The 22,522-nt window shown below is 69.2% G+C and carries 22 protein-coding genes; 10 read left to right on the top strand and 12 right to left on the bottom strand.

What is annotated here, in order from left to right:
• Nucleotides 1–10: 10 nt before the first annotated feature.
• The 3 genes from EWH70_RS33640 to EWH70_RS36410 all read right to left on the bottom strand — a co-directional run bounded on the left by EWH70_RS33640 (nucleotide 11) and on the right by EWH70_RS36410 (nucleotide 4,521).
• Entirely contained in the window at nucleotides 11–3,334 is a 3,324-nt protein-coding gene (locus tag EWH70_RS33640) for a LamG-like jellyroll fold domain-containing protein (RefSeq protein WP_130479633.1), read from the bottom strand.
• Between the two features lie 636 nt (nucleotides 3,335–3,970).
• Nucleotides 3,971–4,195, bottom strand: coding sequence for a site-specific integrase (locus EWH70_RS33635; protein ID WP_130479632.1), 225 nt, complete (start codon nucleotides 4,193–4,195; stop codon nucleotides 3,971–3,973).
• Nucleotides 4,196–4,425: 230 nt separating this feature from the next.
• Nucleotides 4,426–4,521 carry a hypothetical protein gene (locus EWH70_RS36410; protein WP_476692395.1) on the bottom strand — a complete coding sequence of 32 codons (96 nt, stop codon included), beginning with the start codon at nucleotides 4,519–4,521 and terminating at the stop codon, nucleotides 4,426–4,428.
• Nucleotides 4,522–4,741: 220 nt separating this feature from the next.
• Between EWH70_RS36410 and EWH70_RS33625 the strand changes: the two genes are divergently transcribed.
• On the top strand, nucleotides 4,742–5,245 hold the full coding sequence (locus EWH70_RS33625) for a hypothetical protein (protein ID WP_130479631.1): 504 nt from the start codon (nucleotides 4,742–4,744) through the stop codon (nucleotides 5,243–5,245).
• Between the two features lie 9 nt (nucleotides 5,246–5,254).
• On the opposite strand, the gene EWH70_RS33620 is transcribed toward EWH70_RS33625, so the two are convergent.
• The gene (locus tag EWH70_RS33620) at nucleotides 5,255–6,022 is read right to left on the bottom strand and encodes an AfsR/SARP family transcriptional regulator (RefSeq protein ID WP_165436531.1); all 768 of its coding nucleotides are present in this window, start codon (nucleotides 6,020–6,022) and stop codon (nucleotides 5,255–5,257) included.
• 289 nt (nucleotides 6,023–6,311) lie between these two features.
• On the opposite strand from EWH70_RS33620, the gene EWH70_RS33615 reads away from it, so the two are divergent.
• The 3 genes from EWH70_RS33615 to EWH70_RS33605 all read left to right on the top strand — a co-directional run bounded on the left by EWH70_RS33615 (nucleotide 6,312) and on the right by EWH70_RS33605 (nucleotide 8,386).
• A complete protein-coding gene (locus EWH70_RS33615; RefSeq protein ID WP_165436530.1) occupies nucleotides 6,312–6,866 on the top strand; it encodes a TetR/AcrR family transcriptional regulator in 555 nt (184 codons plus the stop codon).
• Nucleotides 6,867–6,965: 99 nt separating this feature from the next.
• Nucleotides 6,966–7,622 carry a VC0807 family protein gene (locus tag EWH70_RS33610; protein WP_130479628.1) on the top strand — a complete coding sequence of 219 codons (657 nt, stop codon included), beginning with the start codon at nucleotides 6,966–6,968 and terminating at the stop codon, nucleotides 7,620–7,622.
• Nucleotides 7,619–8,386: an SDR family oxidoreductase gene (locus tag EWH70_RS33605; protein WP_130479627.1), complete on the top strand. Its 768-nt coding sequence runs from the start codon at nucleotides 7,619–7,621 to the stop codon at nucleotides 8,384–8,386. Before EWH70_RS33610 ends, EWH70_RS33605 begins: the two co-directional genes overlap by 4 nt.
• A gap of 192 nt (nucleotides 8,387–8,578) precedes the next feature.
• Here the strand turns inward: EWH70_RS33605 and EWH70_RS33600 are convergent, their stop codons facing one another.
• The 3 genes from EWH70_RS33600 to EWH70_RS33590 are packed head-to-tail and all read right to left on the bottom strand — an operon-like array spanning nucleotide 8,579 to nucleotide 10,751.
• On the bottom strand, nucleotides 8,579–8,923 hold the full coding sequence (locus tag EWH70_RS33600; RefSeq protein ID WP_130479626.1) for an ArsR/SmtB family transcription factor: 345 nt from the start codon (nucleotides 8,921–8,923) through the stop codon (nucleotides 8,579–8,581).
• Nucleotides 8,913–9,344, bottom strand: coding sequence for an SRPBCC domain-containing protein (locus EWH70_RS33595; RefSeq protein ID WP_130479625.1), 432 nt, complete (start codon nucleotides 9,342–9,344; stop codon nucleotides 8,913–8,915). Before EWH70_RS33595 ends, EWH70_RS33600 begins: the two co-directional genes overlap by 11 nt.
• Nucleotides 9,345–9,392: 48 nt before the next feature.
• On the bottom strand, nucleotides 9,393–10,751 hold the full coding sequence (locus EWH70_RS33590) for an MFS transporter (protein WP_205669372.1): 1,359 nt from the start codon (nucleotides 10,749–10,751) through the stop codon (nucleotides 9,393–9,395).
• Between EWH70_RS33590 and EWH70_RS33585 the strand changes: the two genes are divergently transcribed.
• Nucleotides 10,750–11,793 carry a flavin-containing monooxygenase gene (locus tag EWH70_RS33585; RefSeq protein ID WP_130479624.1) on the top strand — a complete coding sequence of 348 codons (1,044 nt, stop codon included), beginning with the start codon at nucleotides 10,750–10,752 and terminating at the stop codon, nucleotides 11,791–11,793. The two genes, EWH70_RS33590 and EWH70_RS33585, sit on opposite strands and share 2 nt — an antisense overlap.
• 41 nt (nucleotides 11,794–11,834) lie before the next feature.
• Nucleotides 11,835–13,064: a GNAT family N-acetyltransferase gene (locus EWH70_RS33580; protein ID WP_240687369.1), complete on the top strand. Its 1,230-nt coding sequence runs from the start codon at nucleotides 11,835–11,837 to the stop codon at nucleotides 13,062–13,064.
• Nucleotides 13,065–13,067: 3 nt separating this feature from the next.
• Here EWH70_RS33580 and EWH70_RS33575 read toward each other — a convergent pair whose 3' ends face one another.
• Nucleotides 13,068–13,712 carry a glutaredoxin domain-containing protein gene (locus EWH70_RS33575; RefSeq protein WP_130479622.1) on the bottom strand — a complete coding sequence of 215 codons (645 nt, stop codon included), beginning with the start codon at nucleotides 13,710–13,712 and terminating at the stop codon, nucleotides 13,068–13,070.
• 433 nt (nucleotides 13,713–14,145) lie between these two features.
• Between EWH70_RS33575 and EWH70_RS33570 the strand changes: the two genes are divergently transcribed.
• The 4 genes from EWH70_RS33570 to EWH70_RS33555 all read left to right on the top strand — a co-directional run bounded on the left by EWH70_RS33570 (nucleotide 14,146) and on the right by EWH70_RS33555 (nucleotide 18,484).
• Complete coding sequence (locus tag EWH70_RS33570; protein WP_240687368.1) at nucleotides 14,146–14,760, top strand: SRPBCC domain-containing protein; 615 nt, start codon at nucleotides 14,146–14,148, stop codon at nucleotides 14,758–14,760.
• 29 nt (nucleotides 14,761–14,789) lie between these two features.
• Complete coding sequence (locus EWH70_RS33565) at nucleotides 14,790–15,281, top strand: SRPBCC family protein (RefSeq protein WP_130479621.1); 492 nt, start codon at nucleotides 14,790–14,792, stop codon at nucleotides 15,279–15,281.
• Nucleotides 15,282–15,405: 124 nt separating this feature from the next.
• Entirely contained in the window at nucleotides 15,406–17,502 is a 2,097-nt protein-coding gene (locus EWH70_RS33560; RefSeq protein WP_165436529.1) for a prolyl oligopeptidase family serine peptidase, read from the top strand.
• Between the two features lie 166 nt (nucleotides 17,503–17,668).
• A complete protein-coding gene (locus EWH70_RS33555) occupies nucleotides 17,669–18,484 on the top strand; it encodes a class I SAM-dependent methyltransferase (protein WP_130479619.1) in 816 nt (271 codons plus the stop codon).
• On the opposite strand, the gene EWH70_RS33550 is transcribed toward EWH70_RS33555, so the two are convergent.
• From EWH70_RS33550 to EWH70_RS33535, 4 genes are read right to left on the bottom strand one after another with little or no spacing between them, the layout of a single operon-like run.
• A complete protein-coding gene (locus tag EWH70_RS33550; RefSeq protein WP_130479618.1) occupies nucleotides 18,429–19,496 on the bottom strand; it encodes a methyltransferase in 1,068 nt (355 codons plus the stop codon). The two genes, EWH70_RS33555 and EWH70_RS33550, sit on opposite strands and share 56 nt — an antisense overlap.
• A 16-nt stretch (nucleotides 19,497–19,512) precedes the next feature.
• Entirely contained in the window at nucleotides 19,513–20,703 is a 1,191-nt protein-coding gene (locus tag EWH70_RS33545) for a metal-dependent hydrolase family protein (protein WP_130479617.1), read from the bottom strand.
• Nucleotides 20,687–21,922 (bottom strand): MAB_1171c family putative transporter, encoded by a 1,236-nt coding sequence (locus EWH70_RS33540; protein ID WP_130479616.1) that lies wholly within the window; start codon nucleotides 21,920–21,922, stop codon nucleotides 20,687–20,689. The genes EWH70_RS33545 and EWH70_RS33540 overlap by 17 nt, the downstream gene beginning before the upstream one ends.
• 9 nt (nucleotides 21,923–21,931) lie before the next feature.
• Nucleotides 21,932–22,522, bottom strand: a complete 591-nt coding sequence (locus tag EWH70_RS33535) for a M78 family metallopeptidase domain-containing protein (protein WP_240687367.1) — start codon at nucleotides 22,520–22,522, stop codon at nucleotides 21,932–21,934.

The raw sequence follows: 22,522 nt of genomic DNA, 5'->3' as shown, positions 1-22,522 counted from the left end.
GAGCCAGGAGTTAGTGGGAGGCGACGGGTAGCTGGGCGATCTGCTGGTCGCTCAGCACCCCGGAGTACAGGCGCACGTCACGGATCGAGCCGTCCCACGGGTCGGCATCCTGCGAGTTCCAGCGGCCGGCACCGATCAGCAGATCACCCGGCCCGTTCCAGCCGGTGACACCGGCGACCCGGCCGGCGTAGGCACCGTCCACATAGATCCGTGCCTCGGCTTTCGCGACGTCGTAGACGCCGGTCAGGTGCACCCATCTACCCGCCGTGACCGGATTGCCTGCCGGGATCCACCAGCCGCTGCCGGACTGCATGCTGACCAGGAAGTTCCACCGCTTCAGCTCGGGCCGGTACTGCACCATGAACGGCGAATACTGCGCTCCCCCGAAGGCCACCGCGGTGCGGGCATGTGTGGTGGCCTCGTCGAGGTAGACCCACGTCGACACCGTGTAGGAACGGTCGGTCCGCAGTTCTGGCCGCGGTCCGGAGATCACCCCGAATTCGGCACCGGCCTTGCCGGTGAAGCTCACACCGGCATCGGACGACCAGCCCGCCGTACCGCGCAGTTGCCCCACCGCCCCACTGACCTGGTCCTTGGTGACCGTGCCAGTGCCTTCGGCCAGCCGGTAGTGCGCGCGCAGCACCGGCTGATTGGCAAGCAACGCGACCTCGCTGGGCACGATCACGCGCTGAAACGCTCGCACGTCGTCGACCGCTCCGGGGAAGAAGTCTCCCCGGTTGCCCTTCCACAGCGAGGCGCCGACCTGGAGGTCCCCGCGTGCCGACCACCGACTGGTGTAACCGACTTCGCCCGCGAGGGCACCGTTGACGTAGAGTCGCAGCTTTTCCGCGCCGTGGTCGTAGACCCCTGCGAGGTGAGTCCATACACCCAGTTGCGCGGGCCCTGGCGAGTAGGCCCGAGCCTGCACGTTGCCGCCGCCGTCGACGTCCTGGCCGAACATCGCCACAGCCCACTTCCCGTCCGGTGCTGCCTGCAGCTGGAACCCGCTGGTACGGCTGCCGTCCTGGGACAGGATGTTCGGCCAGCCACCGACCCGGTCCAGTTTGGCCCAGGCCGCCACCGAGAAACTCTGCCCGGTGTCGACGACCGGACCGGTGCTGTGCAACCGTTTCCCTGCCCCGTCAAGCTGGACCGCCTGGCCCTCGTATCCCGGTGCGGTGGGTTCCGTTCCCGGTACGGCGTTGAGCGCGCGGCCATGCGGGCTGGCATCGGCCAGGGTGCCGTCGAGCTTCCAATGGCCGGCCAGGTTGGCCACCAGCGGATCACCCACGAGCACGTTGAGCCGATACTTGACAATCGCCGACCGGTTACCCGCGCGATCCACCGACCGCACGAACATCGTCTGCGGCCCGTCCACCGTGGGCGTCCATCGGATCGACGCGCTGCCGCCGAGCACCTCGGCGTCAACGCGGTTCTTCGGGTCGTCGTTCTCCTGCTCCGTGACCGACCACAGGTAATGGTCGACGTCCGGGGTTCCGGCTGACTTGAAGGTGAACGCGCCGGTCTGCCCGACACCACCCGACGGGTCACCTCCGGTCGGATAGTCCACCGATGACACCTCTGGCGTCCCGGGCACGGTCTTGTCCACCGAGAACTCACAACTGCCCACCCACGCCGACGAACTGCCGCCGTCGCTGGCATACATCGACCAGTTGTAGACACCCTCGTCCGCGACAACACCGGCAGGCACCGTCACCTCGGCGAACGAGCCGGAGGGAATATTGCCGGTCTGCCCGCTCCACACCTCCGTACCGCCGCCGACAGACCCCTTTCGTAGGCTGAACCTGGCCTGCAGCATCCCGGCGTCAGGATCGGTCAGCCGACCACGCAACCGCGGGGTCGCGGTGAACACGAACGGCCGGTTCTCCCCTGTCACACAAGGAATCTGCCCGTTCTCCATCCCCAGCTGTCCTGGTTTGTCTGGGACACTGTTGTAGACCACCTCGAGCACCGGATTCAGGTCGAACCGTCGCCAGTCATCCTGATTACCCTCGTTGCGGGCCTTCAACATGAACACCATGTTGGTCCACCCGCCACCGGCGGCATCACGCATCAGGTTCGTGACCCCGACCTCGGCGATCCCATCGCTCGGACAGAACGCGCCGTGGTTGGACCGCGTGATGTCGCCCAGCTTCGGCGACCAACCCGGCTGGTTGTTCCACGTCGTCTCCGGCCCGATACCACCGCTCAGCCACAACTCGGTCGGACCGCCGCCACAGGACCAAGAGTGCAGCACCCGGGACCGGACCGTCGCGCGATGGATCACCTTGCCGCGCATGGCGCCCACGCTGAAGTTGAAGTACGAACGCGACGTATAGCCACCCTGATAGCCGGCCTTCAGGTCTGCCAGATCACCGTCGGTCCGGTTGAAGTTGCGCTGGTCCGGCCACCTGCTCTGCACCATCACATGGCTCTGCTTGGAACCGGCCCACCAGTACTCCGGATCGATGAACACCGGGAACACCCGGCCCGGATCGGTCAGAAACCGCTGATCCGGTCGCACCACCACCGACTCCCCGGTCACCTCCACTCGCATCGTGGACGTCGCGGGCTCCTCCTGCACGGCTCCGGTCGCCCGCGCCCCGGCCGTTCCACGCGAGTCCCACATCTTCGACGCATCGCCGAGGAAATGAGTCACACCGGCGGCATCAACCGCCTCCAGGCCACCGCCGGCATTCACCCGGGTTGTCACTCCCACGGCATGGTTGGTGAACGCGATCTCCCGCAACCGCGGATCCTGGGCCGCCGCAGCGTTCTTCACCACCAGAACCTGGCTGTAACCGGTCGCCTTGGCCGTGAGCACCAGATCAATGCCGGGCAAGGTCTCCCGGTACGTCGCCACCGCGCCGTTCAACTCCGGAGCGGGCAACGCGCCGCGCCAGCCAATGCCGACTTCCCGCCCATCGCGTGACACCGCTGCCAGGGACCTCCCACTGGTCCCGCCACCGGAGAACCGCACGTCCACATACCCGGCCTTCGGGCCCACGGTGCCGTCCGGACGCGCCTCCAGGGTCAAATCAATAGGAACCCAGTGGCCACCGCGACGAACACGCTCCGGCTCCAGGCCCTGCCGCGACACCAACGTCCCATCGGGACCGGCCACGACCTCGCCGTATTCGTCGGTCAGCGAAGCGACCGCAACCTCCCGACCGCTCGACCTCGCCTCCGCCAGCGCGGCACTGACCTCCGGCGACTCGACCACCGGCGGCGGCGAGGCAAAGGACGCGCCGTGGGAAATTAACGAAGCAAATACAGCAACCGTGACAACCGATGCTATACATCTGAGTCGCGCGCACGCCCAGCGCCCAACCATCGAACCCTCCCCTATCAAATGGCCACAACAGCCAGTCGCGCAAACGAACGAGCTCCCGAATTCGCTCATGGAAACCGGCAGAATTGCCTGTCGACTCAAGAATCCGCCTACCACTACGCTAGTGAAAAGCGCGCGTGAAACCCCTCTCGAAGAAAGCTCAAGGCAATCGGCGAACCCCGAACAGCAACGTACTGAGATGTCCGGTTCGCCGGTAAGACTCCAACAGAGTGAACAAACGATCACGCAGCGAGGCGGTGGCCTAATGTCGCGGTGCAATGGACGCGCGGACCGCACGACCTTCGGATCGGCACCCTAGGACGACGGGCGGCGGATCGCCACTACCGTCAGGTCCACCGCCGATGCGACCGCGGCGCCACCCACTCTTAACCAGCGGGTTCGGGGCTCGAGTCCCTGATGGCGCACCATCTGAATCGACGCCCGCCAGCAGGCCCTTGATCAAGAGGATCTTGCCGGTGGGCTTCGTTGATTGATGGGACCGGCGTGGGGCCGAATGGGGCCGCCGCGCCTCCCCTTCTCACCGCTTCCGCGTCCTCCTCTTACGTGTGCGTTTCTGTGCTCGGGCGTGTGCGGCTGCTGCGACGCAAGGACCGGGCGGTGTCGTGTGCTGCCTGGAGACTAGAGCGGCGGTGGCCTCCGTTGCACGACGCGCGAGGCAGGGCAGGACGCACGTGCGTAGGTGTCGGCGGTCAGCACGATGCCGGAACGCCCGAGCATCGCCTGCACGACCTTCAAGTCATTGCCCGCGGCCAGGGCCAGGCTCCCCGCCTCGTTCGCGATGGCGCGCAGCGCGGCCGGGATGTCCCGCTTGGGACCGTATGCGGCGATGGCGCGCTCGTGCACGTCCGGCACTGGCGGTGCCGGGGAGCCCAGCCAGAACCACAGTCACGCGGTGACGAAGGCGACGCTCTCCGGACGCTCCAGCACTAGGTCCACAAAGGACTCGGTGATGACGTCGCCGGTTCGGCCGAAGATCTGCATCGACTCGCGGTCAGCAGTTCAAGGAACTCCCGCGCCAGGTTCTCGTAACCCGCCCCGGCCGAGCCGGTGGAGGGTCTCGTTCTGCTTCAGCATCAGCCGATGATCGCGGACCTCTGCTCCCTAGTGGCGAAGTGCCCGTGCCAGAACCAGGTGAGCCGCTCGGCGTCGTCGGCGACCATGCGGTCCAGCCACCAGATCGCCAGATGCTGCTCCTGGTCGGCGCGTGCCCGCTGCGCCTCCTTCTTGGCCTCCTTGCCCTCCGCCAGGGCGGCGGGCTCGCCAGGAACACGGGCCGTTCTTCAGCTGACCTGAAGGTTGACCGGATGTAGCGCCAATATGGCCGGCGATCCGATGGTTGCGGCGTGCCCTGATCACGGGCACACGTGATCCAGCGGGAGGAGTTCGTTCATGAAGCGGAAGATCGCGCAGGCGATGGTTGTGGCGGTGGGGGCGCTGGCGTTGGCGGGCGGCACCGGAGCTGCGTCGGCGGCTCAGGTGGACCGGGCGCCGGCCGGGGTCGACACGGTGGTGATGGGCTCGTGTGACAACGCACCGAACGACCCCACCAAGAAGCCGAGTGCGGCGGCCGCGGTGAAGTGGTTCGCCGACCGGAAGGGCAGCACGAAGTACCAGGGGTGCTGCCAGAAGTCGGTGGGGCTGGCCTGGAACCGCAAGACCAAGCACCCCTCGGCGATCGCGTTCTGGCGGTCAAGCGACGGCAAGCGCCACACCTCGGGCAAGCCGCCCAAGGGCGCCTTCGTCTTCTGGAACATCAGCAGCTACGGGCACGTCGGCATCGCGGACGGTAACGGTGGGTTCTGGGCAACGTCGGTGAACGGCAAGATCGGCCACAAGTCGAGCGTGAACTACTTCAAGAACTACCTCGGCTGGAAGGCGGGCAACAACAACTGAGCCGGCGGCTCACCGGTCCCGCTGTGGGGCAGCCCGCAGCGGGACCGACACCCGTCCGCAGCCACACCTCCGCTGTGCGGTGTTCCCGCGAAGGATCGCCTCATGTACGGCGCGCAGTTCGTCGCCAGGTTCCACCCCCAGTTCCTCGACCAGTTGGCGGCGCAGTGCCGCGAAGGCACGCAACGCCTCGGTCGGCCGCCCCTGCGCACACAGCGCCAGCATGAGCTGTTTCCACAACGGTTCGTGGAACGGATACCTCGCCAGCAGCTGCCGGAGCGTCGCCAACGCCTTGTCGCTGTCGCCGAGCGTCAGATCCAGGTCGACCTTGAGTTCCTTGGCGCACAACACCAGCTCGCCGAGCCGGGTCAGTTCCGCGTCGTCGATTCCCGCTGTGGGAAGGTCCTCCACAGGTTCACCCCGGACGAGCCCGAGAAGGTCGGCGACCAGACCGCTCGCCGCGACCGGGTCACCGGCGGCTCGCAGCCCGCGGGCCCGGTCGAGGCCCTGTTCGAACACCTCCACGTCCAGTTCGCCCGCGGGTACTTCGATCCGGTATCCGCCGGACGTGACGATGGTGGCCCGTGAGCCTGCCGAGATCAGCAGCCGCCGGATGTCGTGGACGTACTGCTGCAGGTTCGCCACCGCCGAGCGCGGTGGCCGGGTGGGCCACAGTGCGTCCAGAAGTCGATCGACAGGCACCGCCCGGCCGCGGTCGAACAGCAGACGCGCCAGGAGAACCCGCCGTTTCGTACCCCTGATCGCGACCGGGGCGTCCATGGGACCCAGTGAGATCGGGCCGAGGACACCAAGACGCAGTGTTGTAACGAGCACCCGTTCTTGGTACCGGGCGGGTCGTGGCCGTGGCGTCGGTCCAACGACCGACACATGCTGTGGCGTATCCGGGCGACGGATACAACGTGCGGGTTCCCGAGGGCGGCCGCGGCGGTAGTGTGTCCGTTGTGGATGCGAAGCCGTTGCCGGAGCCGACAGCGTCATGACGTCCACCTCCCGCCCGTCACGCGGCCCACGTCAACGCCTGAGTGAGGATCAACGGCGGCAGCAGATCATGGCGGCAGCGATCCGCGAGGTCGCCGACCGCGGCTACGAGGGCGCGTCGCTGACCCGGATCGCCGCACGCGCCGACGTCGCCAAGGGGCTGGTCTGGCGTTACTTCAGCGGCAAGGACGACCTGATGGAGTCCACGGCGAAGGCGACGATGGAGACCATGCGGCGGCAGATCGTCGACGCGCTCGACCTGGACCAGCCGGTGCCGGACATCATCCGCGCCGCCCTGCCCCTGGCCGCCTCGCAGATCGTGACCCATCGGGACGAACTGATCGCGCTGAACCGGATCGTGCACAACCTCCACCGGCCCGGCGGCACCGAGCGGGTGGTCAACGACTTCTACGAGGAGACCTACCGCGGACAGGAGGAACTGTTCCGCCGCGGCCAGGCCGAGGGCAGCCTGCGTGACTTCGACACCAGGGTCATGGCGGTCACCTACCAGGGCTCGATCGACACCATGCTCGCCTACCTCGAAGACCATCCCGACGTCGATCCCCGCGACTACGCGTCCCAGCTCGCGGAGATCCTGCTCAGCGGCATGCAAGCCGGGAACTGACACCGCGCCGGACCCCGACCGGTGGACTATTGACCACTCGGTCATTACTATTGACCACATGGTCATTAACTTGGGGCTCCAGCGATTCGGCCTGCGACGATGAACCCGGCGGCGAACAGTGGCGGAGCCGGCGCGCAACGCGAGCTGGTGTTGAGCCTGCTGATCAACGCCGTGGCGCCGATCGCGGTGTTCTACGGCTTGCGCGCGGCCGGGGTCGACCAGTGGACGGCCCTGATGCTGGGCCTGGTCGCACCGGCAGTCAAAACGGTTCACTCGGTGATCACGAAACGGCGGATCGACATGCTCGCCGGCCTCATCGTGACCGTCCTGCTCCTCAGCGTCGCGTTGTCGTTCCTGACCGGCAGCCCGAGAACCCTGCTGGCGCGCGACGGCTGGATCACCGCCGTGGCGGGCGGCTGGATCCTGCTGACGCTCCCGGGGACCCCGTACTATCTGTACGCGTTGCGGACCTTCACCGGCGGCACCTTGCGCGAGCGGATCAACGCCGCGTGGCGTGACACGCCCGCCTTCCGGCGGGTGGTGCACGCAGGCACGGTGATCTGGGGTTCCGCGTTGCTGCTGGACGCCGTGAGCACGGTGGTACTGGCCTACACGCTGCCGGTCGACAGCGTTCCGCTGATCGGTGCACTCAAGCTCGTGGCGCTGATCGTCCTCGCCGAGGTGACCAGTCAGGTGACCTTCAGGCGCAAGGGCGTACCGCTCCTACCGGCCGAACCTGCGCGGGACGGCCGATGAGCGCGCGCAGGTACGTCGTCACCGGCTCGGCTTCCGGAATCGGCGCTGCCACCGCCTCGATCCTTCGGGCCCAAGGTGCCACGGTCATCGGCTGCGACCTGCGTGACGCCGACGTCATCGCCGACCTGTCGACGCCTGCCGGCCGCCGGTCGCTGGTCGATCAGGTGGCGGAATGGGGGTACGTCGACGCGGTACTGGCCGTCGCCGGCGGCGGCCGGACCGGGCTCCTCGAGACGAACTACTTCGGCGCGGTCGCCACGCTCGACGGGCTGCGCCCCCTGCTCGCCCGCAGCGAAGCCCCGCGGGCCGTCGCGGTGTCCTCGACCTCGTCGCTGGCGCCCGCGGACGAACGGGTCCTGCGGGCCTGCGCGGACGGCGACGAAGCCACCGCGATCGCCTTGACGGACGCCGACCCCTCGCTGCGCGATTCCGCCTATGGCATCGCGAAACGCGCGCTGAACGGGTGGGTGCGGAGGACCGCTCCAACGCCCGGCTGGGCCGGCGCCGGTATCCCGCTCAACGCGGTCGCTCCCGGAGTCGTCGACACCCCGGCCGCCGCTTGGATTCTCACCGACGACGAGGTGCGGACCACCATCGAGGCGGCCACACCGCAACCGCTCGGCTTTCCGGGGCGGCCGGAGTGGGTCGGTAACCTCATCAGCTGGCTGGCCAGCCCGGAAAACCGCTTCGTCACCGGTCAAGTGATCTTCGCCGACGGCGGCGCCGAAGCGGCGTTGGTCGGTGACCGACAGTGGCGAGGGTGAGGAGAATCCGCGGGATGATCTCCGGCAACCAGCATCGATGCACTGTTCGGCTGGCTGCATCAGTACAACGGCGTGGCAGTGACCGTCGAGTACCGGCTCGCGCCCGCGGTGGTCGTCATCCCTGGTGTCGGCCGTCCGGAAGCTCAACGTCGGCGGCCATGGCGGCGGCGATCCGCGAGGTCGCCGCCGCCCTCATGGCGCTCCCGGGTTCCGGTCCAGATGGTCCTTCAATGCGTTGAGCGGACTGTCCCAGTCCCTCGCCAGGGCGGCGAGGAACTGCTGGGCGACTCGCATCGGCGCTGACTGCAGGTGGTACCGCACCCGGCGCCGCTCTCCGGGTTCCGCCCGGACCAGTCCGGCCTCCGTCAACAGCCCGAGATGCTTGGCGATCGCCTGCCGGGTGATCGGCAGGCGATTCGCCAGGTCCGTCGCCGTGGCCGGGCCGGCCGCGGCCAGCGCGGCCAAGATGGCGCGGCGGCTCGGATCGGACAGCGCGGTGAAGACCTGCTCGGCGATCGACTCCTGGTCAGCTGGCATTGAGGTAGTCGACCAGTTCGCTGAGTTCGTGCGGCCAGCCGTCGGTGTGTCCTTCGAACTCGTTACTGGCGATCGTCGCGGGCAGCTGGGCGAACCCGGTCTCCACCACGCGCAGCCGGGTGCCGGTCCCGCTCGGTTCCAGGGTGAACTCGACGTGAGTGTGGTGCGGGTCGTTCTCCGGCAGGCCGGGCATCTTCCAGGCGAAGCCGAACACGGCCGGTTCCTCCACCCGTTCCACCGTCAGATCGATCACGTGACCGCTGTCCCACATCACCTTGGCCGGGCCGCCCGGCCGCAGCTCGATGGTCGCCGAATCGCCGAACCAGCTACCGAGTCCCTCGGCAGTGGTGAGTGCTTCCCACACCTTCGCCGGCGAGTGCGCGACCTCGATTGTCCGCTCGATACGATCAGGAATACCCATTTCCGTCCTCTGGTCAGGCGGTCACCACACTAGGGCAACCGGCGGTGGTTACGACTCTCCGCACGCGGCCCGCGCCGCTGCGGACGGTTCCTCGGCGACGAGACGCCCAGGTGGCTTGAGGAAGCTGGTCGCCCAGGCGACAACCACGGTCGCGCAGGCGAAACCGAAGCCGGTGAGCACCGCGGCACCGGCGGAGAAGGCGCCGATCGCCACGCCGCCCGCGGTCGAACCGAGCGCCACACCGAGGTTGGCGAACGACGCGGGCAAGGATTGGGCGAGCTGAGCGCCGGGACCGGCGAGCGTGACCACGCGGTACTGCATCACCGGCACCATCGCCATTCCGAACACCCCCAGAGCGAGCAGCGCCAGCACAACCAGTGCCGCGACCGCGCCCGCCAGGAACAGCACCAGCAGGGACGCCGCGAGAGCGCAGGACCCGATGATCAGCGCACGCGCGGCGTCGTTGTCGGCGAACCGGCCGCCGCCGAACGAGCCGAATGCGGTCGCCGCACCGTAGGCCAGCAGGAAAAGACTGATCAACGTGCCGGAGACGCCGGTGACCTGTTCCAGGAACGGCACGATGTAGGTCAACGCGGCGAACACCGCCGCGCACAGCAGAAAACCGAAGCCGAGCACGGCAAGCACCCGCGGTGCGAATGCGTGCCTGGCCTGACTGCCGACACCTCCGCCACCGGCGGGCACCTGCGGAACGACACCGATGATGGCGACCAGCGCCAACGCGGCGAGCACCACGATCGCGGTGAACGTTCCCCGCCAGCCCAAGGCCTGCCCCGCCAACGTCCCCAGCGGCACGCCCAGCGCGGCCGACACAGAGAACCCGGAGATGACCACGGAGATCGCCCGCCCCATCCGCTCCCGCGGCACGATCGAGGACCCGACCTCCAACGCGGCGGCGATGGACAGTCCCTGCGCCGCGCCGGCCAGCACGCGCGCCACGATGAACAGGCTGTAGTCATCCGTCAGCACCAGCACCAAGTTCGCCATGACGAACAGCGCCAGCGCACCGGTCAGGATCGTCCGTTTGGGAAGCTTGATCGTCAACGCGGTCAGGGCCGGTCCGCCAAGCGCGAGCCCCAACGCGTTCGCGGTCACCAGCATCCCGGCCGCCGGAATCGACACGTGCAGGTCGGCGGCCATCAGATTCAACATCCCGGGCACGATCAGCTCGGCCGTCCCCAGGACGAACGTGCAGAGGAACAGCACGACCAGAACCAGCCAGGTGCGGCCCGGGCTCAGGATGTTCACATCGGGGGCGGGCATCTTCGAACCAACCTTTCGCAACCGGATGGTTGCGACCATATTGCAACCGACCGGTTGCGTCAACAAACCGCCTGGACCGGAATTTGTTTGTCCGTTTTGTTGCGCTTCGCACAGAATGCCGATCATGAGACAGGTGATCGTGGTCGGGGCGGGGCAGTCCGGGCTCGCTGCCGCCCGTGCGTTGCTGGACCGGGGCCTGCGGCCGCTGGTCCTGGAAGCGGGTGCGGACACAGCCGGGTCGTGGCCGCACTACTACGCCAGCCTGCGGCTGTTCACCCCGGCGCACTTCAACACGTTGCCAGGCCTGGGTTTCCCAGGTGATCCGGATCGCTACCCCACCCGCGACGAGATGGCGGACTACCTGCGTGCGGTGGCCGCGGGCCTGGACTGTGAGATCCGGACCGGCCACCGCGTCAGCGAGGTCACCCGCGCGGACGGGCACTACCGGGTGCGGACCCGGCACGGGGCCGAGTTCACCGCCGCCGCGGTCGTGGCTGCCACCGGCAGCTTCGGCAATCCGTACCGTCCTCGGCTGGCCGGCCTGGCGGGCTACACCGGAACCGTGGTGCACGCGAGCGAGTACCACGATCCGGCGCCCTACGCCGGGAAGCGGGTCGTGGTGGTGGGCGCCGGAAACTCCGCGGTGCAGATCGCCGTCGAACTGGCTGAGCACGCGCGGGTCAGCCTGGCCAGCCGGGCCCCGATCCGTTACGCCACAACGGAACCTGTGCCCGCCGGGTCGCGATTCTGGTCGGTACTGTCGGCTGCGGGCAGGCTGCCTGCCGGGTCGCTGTTCGGCCGTGGCGCGATCCCGGTCCTCGACATCGGCGGCTACGGCACCGCGATCGCGGCTGGCAGGCCCGACCGGAGGGACCTCTTCGTCCGGGCCGACGACGACACGCTGCACTGGGCGGACGGGACCGCCGAACGTGTCGACGTGGTGATCCTGGCCACCGGATACCGGCCGGCACTGGACTACCTCCGGCCCCTCGCCGAGCCCCGGCAGCGGAACGGTTTGTCCCGCAGGCATCCCGGGCTGGCCTTCGTCGGGCTGGAGTATCAGCGCACCATCCTGTCGGCCACCGTGCACGGCGTCGGCAGGGACGCGCGGCACGTCGCGCGCGTCCTCAGCCGATCTGTCCGCTGTGGACGAAACGGCGTGGCATAAATGGTTAGCGGGTCACAGCCATACCGGCTACACATATGGCTGTGACCGACTACGTCCTGCGCCCCGTCAGGGAAGCCGAGTTCGAGCCATGGGCCCGCATGATCGCCGACACCTACGGAGCCGACCGGAGCGAGACGGCCATTGCCGACCAGCGGGCGGCCACCGACCTGGACCGGACGCTCGGCGCGTTCGACGGGGACGTCCCGGTCGGCGGCGCGTCGATCTACCGCCGCACGCTGACCGTCCCCGGCGCACGGTTGCCGGTCGCCGGCGTTGCCTCCGTGGCCGTGACACCGACGCACCGGCGTCGCGGGATCAACACCGCGATGATGCGCCGCCAGCTGCACGACCTGCATGAACAAGGCCGGGAGCCGGTCGCCGTGCTGAGGCCGGCCGAGGCCGCGATCTACGGCCGCTACGGCTACGGCCCGGCCACCGTCGGCGACCGAATCCGCTGCGAGCGGCGTGAGCTGGTCTTCCACCGCGACGTGGACTTCGGTGACGGAACCGTGCACCTGGTGGACCGCTCCACGGCCCTTCCGGTCATCACGCGGGTCTACGACCGCACCCGGGCAACCGCTGTCGGCTGGCCCGACCGGGATCCCTGCCACTGGACGGTGCGGCTGTCCCGCGAGCACGCGGCCGCCGGCACCACCTCCTCGCGGTTCGCCCTGCACCGGGAACCCGGCGGAGAGGTCACCGGCTACGCGATGTACCGGCACCGGTCCGGGCAGGAGGCCCGGACCGTCGTGCTGGAGGAACTGGTGGCGACCACGCGCCAGGCCCACGCCGCGCTCTGGCGGTTCGTCGCCGGGATCGACCTGGCCACCTGGATCGAGCACGAGATCGCACTGGACGATCCGCTGCGGCACCTGCTGGTGAATCCCCGCGCCGTGGAGTCCTCCGCCGTCGACCGGTTGTGGGTGCGCCTGGTCGACGTGGACCGGGCACTCGCCGCCCGCCGTTACGCCACCGCGGTGGACACCGTGCTGGACGTCGAGGACGCCTTCTGCCCGTGGAACACCGGGCGCTTCCGGCTGTGCGGTGACGGTGCCACCGTCAGCTGCGAACGCACCGGTGACGCCGCCGAGCTGCGGCTGACGACGACCGAACTGGGCGCGGTCTTCCTCGGCGGCACGACCCTGAACTCCCTCGCGGCCGCGGGCCGCGTGGAGGAACTGAAAGCGGGGGCACTCACCAGGGTGTCGGCGGCCTTCCGCCACGACCGGGAACCGTTCTACCCGGGCGGCTGGGCCTTCCCGCTGTACTGAATCTCAGGACGGCCGTCGGCCGGCGAGGGCCAGTCCCCCGCCGACGAGGACTCCGAGTGCCACGCTGACGATGGCTTCGGTCAGCGGCGGCATGCCGAACAGCATCGCCCCGGCCAGCGCACCGTTCAGTTCGAGCAACAGGGCGATCGCGACGGCGAGCACGGCGCCACCGAGGGCGGTGGTCAGCGCGGTGACCGGACGCAGCACCCGTCCGGCACGCCAGCGCCGTCCCAGCGGCCAGGCCGCGGTCAGGAGAGCGGGTGCCAGCGGGAAGCTCGTGGTGGGGTTGAACGCCGCGAGGACGAACCATCCCACGGCGATCACGAGAGCGACCGCCAACCCCCTGTGCCACGGTCCCTTCACCAGGGCGGACGTGTTCACGGCGAGCAGGCCGGGAGTGTGCCTGCGGGCAGCGTCCACCACGTCGGCGGCGCGGGGGTTGACCATCGCGGTGTCGCCGACCACCACGGTGGGCACGGTCTCGTTGCCGTCCGCGATCGACCGCACCGTGGCCGCGGCTTCCGGATCCTCCCAGATGTTGACCTTGTCGACAGGCAGGCCGATCCGGTCGAGGTCGCCGAGAAGCCGCGAACAGTACGGGCAGCCCTGCCGCCAGTACACGGTGGCGACCGCGCGTTCCCCGGTCATGACGCGCTCGCGCGCCCGAACAGGCGGCTCCGGAACCCGGGGCCGGGCGTGGCGCTTCGGCCAGCACGATTCCATTCCCTACCGCACGCAACATCACGTCACCACCACCGTCATCGTACGCGCGCAGCCGGCTAGGGCCGGGCCTGCTCGCGGGCGGGGATGGCTCCGTCGGCGAGGGTGGCCATGAAGCCGTCAGCGGCCACGAAGCTGCATCGGACTCGGCTCAAGGGTACGGCCATGGCCCCGGGAAAGTCGGGTCTCGGGCAGGCGAGGTGGCTGGTCTCGAGTGTAGAACTCGCGTGCGTGAGCGCAGAACTCACATGTGGACCGGGTTCTCACGCAGTGCCGGTCGTGGCGCCAGGATAGCAGGTGTGACTTATATAAGTGAGAGCCGGTATAGTTCAGCCGCACGACCCACCGAAGGGAACGTGACGTGAGAGACGTCCTGGACGAACTGGCCGCCGCGCGCCGGGCGATGGGCCATGGCAGCGTGCCCGCAGGCGACGCGTACACCATCGAGGTGCGGCGGCGATACGACGCGCAGGTCGACGACGTCTGGGACGCCCTGACCAACCCCGATCGGCTGCGTCGCTGGCTGAAACCGGTCACCGGGGACCTGCGGCTTGGCGGGAAGTTCGAGTTGGACGGCGACGAGCACGGCGAGATCCTCCGATGCGAGCCGCCGCGCCTGCTGAAGGTGTCCTGGCTCTACGGGCCGGACGCCCGGCCCGGCACCAGCGAGGTGGAAGTGCGCCTGGCCCCGGGCCCGGACGGCGACACCGAGTTCGAACTGATCCACGCGGCGGTCGTCGAGGAGCCGCTCTTCCCGACCTACGGCCCCGGTGCCGGCGGCGTCGGCTGGGATCTGGCTCTCCTCGCCCTGGCGCGGATGTTGACCGGTGGCGACGAGACGGTCGAAGAACGCGAGTTCGTCCGGCGCAGCGCCGCGGCCTGGGGCGAGGCTCACCTGGCCGCCGGTGGCGAACCGGAACACGTCGCGGCCGCCGTCGCGGCCACCAGCAGGTTCTACGCACCCGACCCGACCTGACTTCCCCGCGCCTGGAAGGAATTCACGCCATGAAATACACCAACTCGATCGAGATCGCCCTGCCGCGCGAGAAGACGGCTCAGTTGCTCGCCGACCCGGAACACCTGCCGAAGTGGCTGCGGGGCATGGTGCTGCACGAGCCGTTGAGCGGAATCCACGGTGAGCTCGGCACCAGGTCGCGAGTCGTGATGCAGTCGGGAAAGCGGAACATCGAGTGCATCGAAACGATCACCCGCCGGGATCCGGCAGACCTGCACGAGATTCCCGAAGGGACCGTCGTTCACTTCGACCGGGAAATCGTCGGCGCGGGCATGTGGAGCGTCGTGCGTGATCGGCTGACCGAAGCCGGTCCGGAGACGACGCTCTGGGAAAGCGAGAGCGAATACCGGTTCAGCAACCTGCTCATGCGGCTGATGGGGCTTCTCATGCCCAGCGCCTTCCGCAAGCAGTCGCAGCTGCACATGGAAGATTTCAAGGCGTTCGCCGAAAAGGGAAAGGACGTCCGCGAAGAAACGAACTGACGACGGTTCGACGCCTGTAGGGCACGCATAGTCAGTCGTTCGACAAACGTCTGCAGCAGGCGGCGCGTTCGCGGAGCTACGGTCGCCGCAGGGAAGAGCGGGGGCCTGCAGAAGGGTGTCGACGGTGGTTGGTCGAAGCATCAGCGGTGAACGCCTGAACTACCCGGCGGCGAGGACCGTCGACGTCCAGGACACCGTCGCGGGCGTCAGTTTCCCGGACCCCTATCGATGGCTGGAGGAAGACTCCGGCGAAACCGAAGCGTGGCAGGCGGCGCAGAACTCCCTCACCGACGCGTTCGTCGAGGAATGGCCACACCTAACCGCACTTCGCGCCGTGGTCGACCGGTGCGTCGCGGACGGCACCGGATCGCCCAACTGGATGATCGAGCCGGCACCGCGATTCGCCGGTGACCGCTGGTTCCGCCTCGACCGGCTCCCCGAACCGGACTACCCCGAACGTGCCGTACTCGTCGCCTCCGCCGCCCCCGACGGTCCCGGCACGGTGCTCTACGACCCCAACGGCGACGGAACCCGCAGCATCGCGTGGTTCGCTCCCTCACCGGACGGGCGGCTCGTCGTCCTGGGAGTCTGCGAGGACGGCTCCGAACTCGGCGAGATCTGGTTGCTGGACGCGGAAACGGGCGATCGGCTGCCGGACCGGATACCGCACCGGACGATGGGCCCGATGGTCGTCCCGCAGTGGCTGCCGGACAGCTCCGGGTTCTTCTACACCGCGGGCGACCTGTCCTCGGAGTCGTTCACCTTCCGGCCGTACTTCCACCAGGTGGGAGGCGAGCCCGCCACCGAACCCGAACCGGTCGACGTGCCGCCCGCGGCGACCGTTCAGGTGGCCGCCGACGGCAAGCACGCCATCATGACCGCGGTGTGGCCGCTCCCGCAGTACGTCTGCGAGCTGCCGCGGCGAACCTGGCGGCCGTTCGTGCAAGGACTCGACGCGTCGGTCGCGGGCGTCATCGACGGCGACCGGTACGTCGCGGTCACCAATCATGGCGCGCCACGCGGGCGGATCGTCGCGATCCCGTTCGACGCACCGGCTCCCTCGGACCCGGCGACCTGGCAGGAACTGGTCCCGGAATCCGGCCGGGTACTCGGCCAGGTCCGGTTGATCGGCGACCGTCTGGTGGTGACCGGATCGGTCGACGCCGAAGCCCGCGCCTGGGTCTTCGACCGGGACGGACACGAACTGGAGGAGGTTCCCCTGCCGGGCCGGGGCGCCCTGCCGCTCGACGTCATGCCGAACGCCGCCCTGACCCCCGACGGTCACCCGGACGAGTTCGTGTTCGTGTTCTCGACCCCCATCTCCTCGCCCGGGTTGTACCGCTACCGCCCGGGCTCGGGACGGGTGGACACCCTCCGGGCACCGCGCGTGCACCTTCCGGGCGCGACGGTCACACTCCGCTGGGCACGCTCGGCGGACGGCACCGGCGTGCCCTATCACCTCGTCCGGCCCGGCGGTGCGGACGCGACTGAGCCGCTGCCGACCCTCATCACCGCGTACGGGGGCGGGCGGGTCGCGTGGCCCGCGCAGTTCCCCGGCCCTGTCGCGGCTTTTGTCGCGGCCGGCGGCGCCCTGGTCATCTCCCACCAGCGCGGTGGTAGCGACCTCGGCTCCGACTGGGCCGACGCCGGGCGCCTCAAGAACAAGCAGAACAGCTACGACGACCTCTACGCGATCGCCGAACACCTCATCGCCACCGGGACGACGGCACCCGACCGGCTCGCGGTCACCGGGTGGAGCAACGGCGGGATCATGGCCGGGGCCGCGTTCACCCAGCGGCCCGAGCTGTGGGCCGCGGTGGTGGCCCAGTGCCCGATCCTCGACCTCGTCGGAACCCACCGCCACGCCTACCCACGGTTCGCCGTCATGGCGGAGTTCGGCGACCTCGACGACGCCGACGACGTCAGCCGCCTGGCCACGATGTCGGCGTACCAGCTCGTCGAGCAGGGCGTGGCCTACCCGGCACTCTACGTACACGCCGGCAACGCGGACGTCGCCTGCCCGCCCGCCCTCGTCCGCAAGTTCGTCGCGCGGCTGCAGGCGACGACCGGCACCACGGCACCCGTGCTGCTGCGTGGCTGGGACCGCGCCGGCCACGGCATAGCCACCAGCAGGTCCGACGGCGTCACCCACGCCACCCACTGGCTCGCGTTCCTCATGCGGCTCCTGGGCATGAAGCCGTCCTCACCGGCCACGGGATGAGCACAATCGCTTGACCTGCCGGTCCGGATTGGCAGTATGTGCGGTGAGGGGGATGTCGCAAGATACTCGGCTACCGCGGGTGACCGCGCGGATGCGCAGCTGGTTCTCGGGATCGTCCTGGAGGTGCCGATAACGTCACCGAACGCTCTTTCGGAACGGAGACAGCTTGAATCTCGAGAACCCGGTACTGACCGATCCCTATGGTGAGGGAGTACTGAGCAAGGACCTGCCTTCGGAGTTCGAACGGCTGCGTTCGCTGGAAGAGTCCATGGATCCCACCACGCTGGGCGTCCTCGACCGGCTGCCGGTGGAGCCCACCTGGCGGTGCCTGGAGCTGGGGGCCGGTGCCGGCTCGATCGCCTACGAGCTCGCCCGGCGCTGCCCGCGCGGCACCGTCGTGGCAGCCGACATCGACACCAGGTACCTGGACGCCGAGTGGAAGCCCAACCTGGAGATCACCCGCTTCGACGTCCGCCACGACACCCTGCCGGACGGCGCGTTCGACCTGATCCACTGCCGCCTGCTGCTGGAGCACCTGCCGGAGCGGGAGCGCATCCTCGCCACGCTGACCGAGTGGCTGGCGCCGGGCGGCTGGCTCGTGGTGGAGGACGGCTACTGGCACTCCCACGAGGAATCGCTGTACCCGGAGGTGGGCCGGGTGACGGCGGCCCTGGCCGCGCAGTTCGAGGCCCAGGGTGCGGACATGCGGTGGAGCCGCCGGTTGCCGAGCCTGATCGCACGGTCCGGGCTGGCCGACGTCGACGTCGCGCTGACCCCGCTCTACCTGGGGCAGGCAGGCACGACCAAGGCGTTCGACAGGCACCTGCGCAAGACCATCGACCAGGTCAGCCCGGTGCTCGTCGCGTCCGGTCAGCTCACCGAGGAGGAACTGGGCAGTGCCTACGCCACCCTGGCGAAGCCGGACTTCATCGAGCTGGCGGTGACTCTGGTGTCGTCATGGGGACGCCGCCCGGCAGGCTGACTCCGTACCGGACGAGGAACAGGTCCGGCGGCCTGGTGAGCGGCTGAACCTCGTCCAGCCGCAGCCCGGCCGCCGTGCCCAGCGCGGCGAACTCCGCCTCGCTGCGTTCCTTCCCGCCGAGCGTGAGGAGCATGTGCAGATCCGCGGCAGCGACCCGGAGATGGTCGTCGTTGTCGCGGATCACCCGGTCGACGAGCAGGACCTTCCCGTGCGGGGAGGCGGCTTCCGCGCAGCGCCGCAGGATGGCGATGGCTTCGTGGTCGGCCCAGTCGTGGACGATGTTCGCCAGCAGGTAGACGTCACCGCCCGCGGGCAGCGGATCGAAGAAGCTCTGGCCACAGATCTCGTACCGGTCCTGGAACTCGGCCGAGTCGAGTACCGGCTTGCCTGCCGCCGCGGTGTTGGGCAGGTCCACCAGGGTGCCGTGCAGGTGCGGATGCCTGCGCAGCAGCTCGGCCAGCAGGTGGCCGAGGCCCCCGCCGACATCCACCACCCGCCGCACCGCGCTCCAGTCGTACTCCGTGGCCACCGCGGCGGCGAAGACGTCGGTGTGGCTGGCCATCATCCGGTTGAAGGAGTCCGCGAGTTCAGGCTGGTTCTCCAGGTCGTCCCAGGCCGGCAGGCCGAACAGCGGCTCGTAGGCCGGTTTCCCGCTCCGCACCGAGTCGATCAGCCTGCCGTAGGTCTGGTCGATGCGGCCGGAGAAGCCGGACTGGTCCAGCCAGCTGTGAATGCCCGAACCGTGGTCGTGGCGCAGCACGCGACCGAACGGGGTGACCTGGTAGGTACCGTCCCCGGACTGGGCGAAGACGCCGAGTCCGGTGAGATAACGCAGCACCCGGCCCAGTGCGTCCGCGTCGGTGCCGGTGTGCCGGGCCAGCTCCTCGACGCTGCTGTGGCCGGCATCGATCAGATCGGGTAGTGCGAAGGTCACCGCGGCGCGGATCGCCCACGGGGTCGCCAGGGAGGCGAGTCGCACCATTTCCAGCACATGCTGATCGTCGTCGGCCACCCGTACGCCTTTCTAGTCAGTTGTTGCCCGGGATCGTACGGCCGGCCCGGACGACCGTGATCACGTTCAGCAGCGCTTCGAGCCCGTCCCCGACGTCGCCACCGACCGCGAGCAGGTCGGCGTCGTATCCGGCCGCGACGCGTCCCTTGCGGTCGCCGACCCCGCACGCCCGCGCCGCGGTCTCGGTGACCGACGCGAGCGCCTCGACCGTGGTGAAACCCAGCTGGGCGAACGAAATCACGCCGTACGGCAGCACGTCGTGCGGCTTGCGGGCGTTGATTCCGGCATCGGAGCAGCCCACCACCCTGGCACCGGCCCGGCTCATCCGCGCCAGGTACTCCCCGCGTGCCTCCAGCATTCGCCTGACCTGCCCGGGGAGCACGCTGTCGTCGCCGGGAAGCCGCGCTTCCTCCACGCCGACGAACGTGCCGGCGTCGCACATGGCCTGGATCGTCGTCCAGTCCGGCTCGGCATCGGTGGCCGTCAGGAACGTGCAGTGCTCGACGCCGTCCACTCCGGCACGCACCGCGTCGGCCAGCCCGCGGACACCGTGTGCGTGTGCGGTGACCGGCTTGCCCAGCGCGTGCGCCGTCCGCACGGCGACGGCGAGTTCGTCCTCGCTGTACTGGGATTCGTGGGAGGCCCAGTGCGGCGTCAGCATGCCGCCGGTGGCCATGATCTTGACGACGTCGGTCCCGCGCCGGGCCCGCTCGCGGACGGCCTCCGCGAGCCCGTCCGCGCCGTCGGCTTCCCCGCCGAGGAACCAGCAGTGCCCGCCGGTGCGGGTGATCGGCGGCCCGGCCGCGAGAATCTCCGGCAGGTCCGGCTCCGCCGCGTCCCGGATCGCCAGGCACACGTACCCGCGGTCGCCGAGGTCGCGGACGGTGGTGATCCCCGCCGCCAGCGCCTGCCGGGCGTGGCGGCGCGCCATCGCGGCGAGGAACCCGTCGTCCTCCTCCCGCATCTGCCGCGGAACGTCGCCGTGCGGGTCGAACGTCAGGTGGGTGTGCGAGTCGACCAGGCCGGGCAGCACGGTGGCATCGCCGAGGTCGACGGTGCGCAGGTCCGGTGACGGCGGAGCGCCGGAGAGGTCCACGTCCGCGATCCGGTCACCGTCGATCACGACGAGCGGCCGTCCCCGGTGCAGGGCGCGCCCGTCGAACAGGGCCGATGCTCGCAGCGCCCACCGGTCACCGTGCTGGGTCATGAAGGCCAATCTCGTGCTTGAGCTGGTCGACGATCGGGGACCGCTGGAACGCCGTGGCCACCTTGACCAGGTAGCGCACCTCGTCGGACCTGCTGTCCAGTGCCAGGCTTTCCAGGCCCTGTCCCGGCGGGTTGACGGGGCGTGCGTTGTTCTTGTCCCGCAACGCGACCGCGAACCGGCTGGCGTCGACCAGGGCACGAAGCTCCTCGCCGTCGAGGCCACGTTGCCTGCCCAGCCGTTCGGCGGCCTCGGTCACCCGGGGATTGAACCAGTCGCGCAGTGCCAGTTCGGCGTCGCGGATCTCCACGGCCATCCGGTTGATCCGGAAACTCAGGTCGGACAGCACGATCTTGTCCAGCAGCAGCGGGCGCGGGGGGATCAGCGTGGTCGCGGGCGACGCCTCGCAGGCCGCGAGCCAGAGCGGATACAGGCGGCGGAACGTCCGGTACCGGCTCATCGACCGAGGGATCGCGGACACCCGGGGGCCCCACGACGGCAGGGTCAGCCCGAGGTACAGGATCGGCACCCCGACGCCGGTGAGCACGATCGGCACCAGCTCCCAGGACACCGGGTCCATGCCCATGCGGACGCCGACGACGTTCATCACCCGGCTCATGAAGTAGAGGAAGTTGATCGCGGCGCCGAGCGCGGTGAGCCGCAGCCCGTGCTTCAGCCACGGCAGGGAGTTCGCCACCGAGGAGAACGAGATGCCGAGGCGGGTGATCTCGAACGTGCCGATGGAGCCGAACACCGCGAAGGCGAGCAGGTACGCCATCACGATGGGTTGATGGGCGTTGTGCATGAAGTAGTGGCTGGATCGCTTCGTCACGTCCGCCAGCGCGCTGATGAAGAGCGCGATGATGGCCGTCTCCACGACGATGGTGGCCAGGATCCACCGGCGCGCCTGCGCGACGGCCTGCTCCCGCGGCCGGGTCCAGTACGCGATCGCCACCAGAACCGAGCCCATGAACGCGGTGGAGAAGATGTGCATGCAGAGCACGGCGAAGTTCGGCACCCCGACGAACTTGTCGAAGGCGTCGGAGAACGTGAGCAGCGCCATCACGAAGGTCACGCCGTGGCAGGCGAAGGCGACCAGCAGCGCCACGAAGGCCCGGTCGTGCTGACTTCTCCTGAGGGTCTTCAGCTTGTAGAAGAACCCGGTCCACGCACAGACAGCGCAGAGCAGGAACACAAGCCACTTCGCGCTGTCGACGTCCATCGGCCGCGCCTATTCCGCGGGTGGCGGGCGGTAGCGGGAACCGGTCTCCGGCGGCTCGGCGAGCGAGGAGGCCAGCCGGGCGATGACGCTGCCGGGCTCGAGCGCGGGCGTTTCGCGCCGGCGCGACTCCCGGTCGATCTTCTCCAGGATGGCGCTGGCCATCAGCTCGGCTTCCAGCTCCTGGTCGTTGGCGTAGCTGGTCCGCTTGAGGTAGCTGCGGACGAGGTCCGGATCGAGGTCGGGGAAGAACAGCCGGGCCGTGTCGTCGTCCAGCTCCCCGTTGCCGCGGTGGCCGCAGATCATGTGCCCCAGCTCGTGCACGATGATGTGCTCCTGGTGGGGCTTGCTGGTCTCGGCGTCGTAGAAGACGAAGTCGGTGTCTGCGGCGGCGACCCAGATGCCGCAGGGGTTGGAGGCCTCCATCTTCGTCGACACGAGCTGGATGGCACGGCCCCGCTGCTTGCCGATGTGCGCGCACAGCTCGGTGACGGTGAGCCCCTCCGGGATGTTCAGCGCGGCGAGCCGCGCTTCGCACTGCCGACGAAGCTGCTTGATCCGTCGGGGGTTGGGGCGGCGGTCCGGCTGAGGAGGCGTGATCAC

The organism is Amycolatopsis suaedae (assembly GCF_004214935.1).
Classification (GTDB): domain Bacteria; phylum Actinomycetota; class Actinomycetes; order Mycobacteriales; family Pseudonocardiaceae; genus Amycolatopsis; species Amycolatopsis suaedae.
This window is presented reverse-complemented; position numbering and strand designations above follow the sequence as displayed.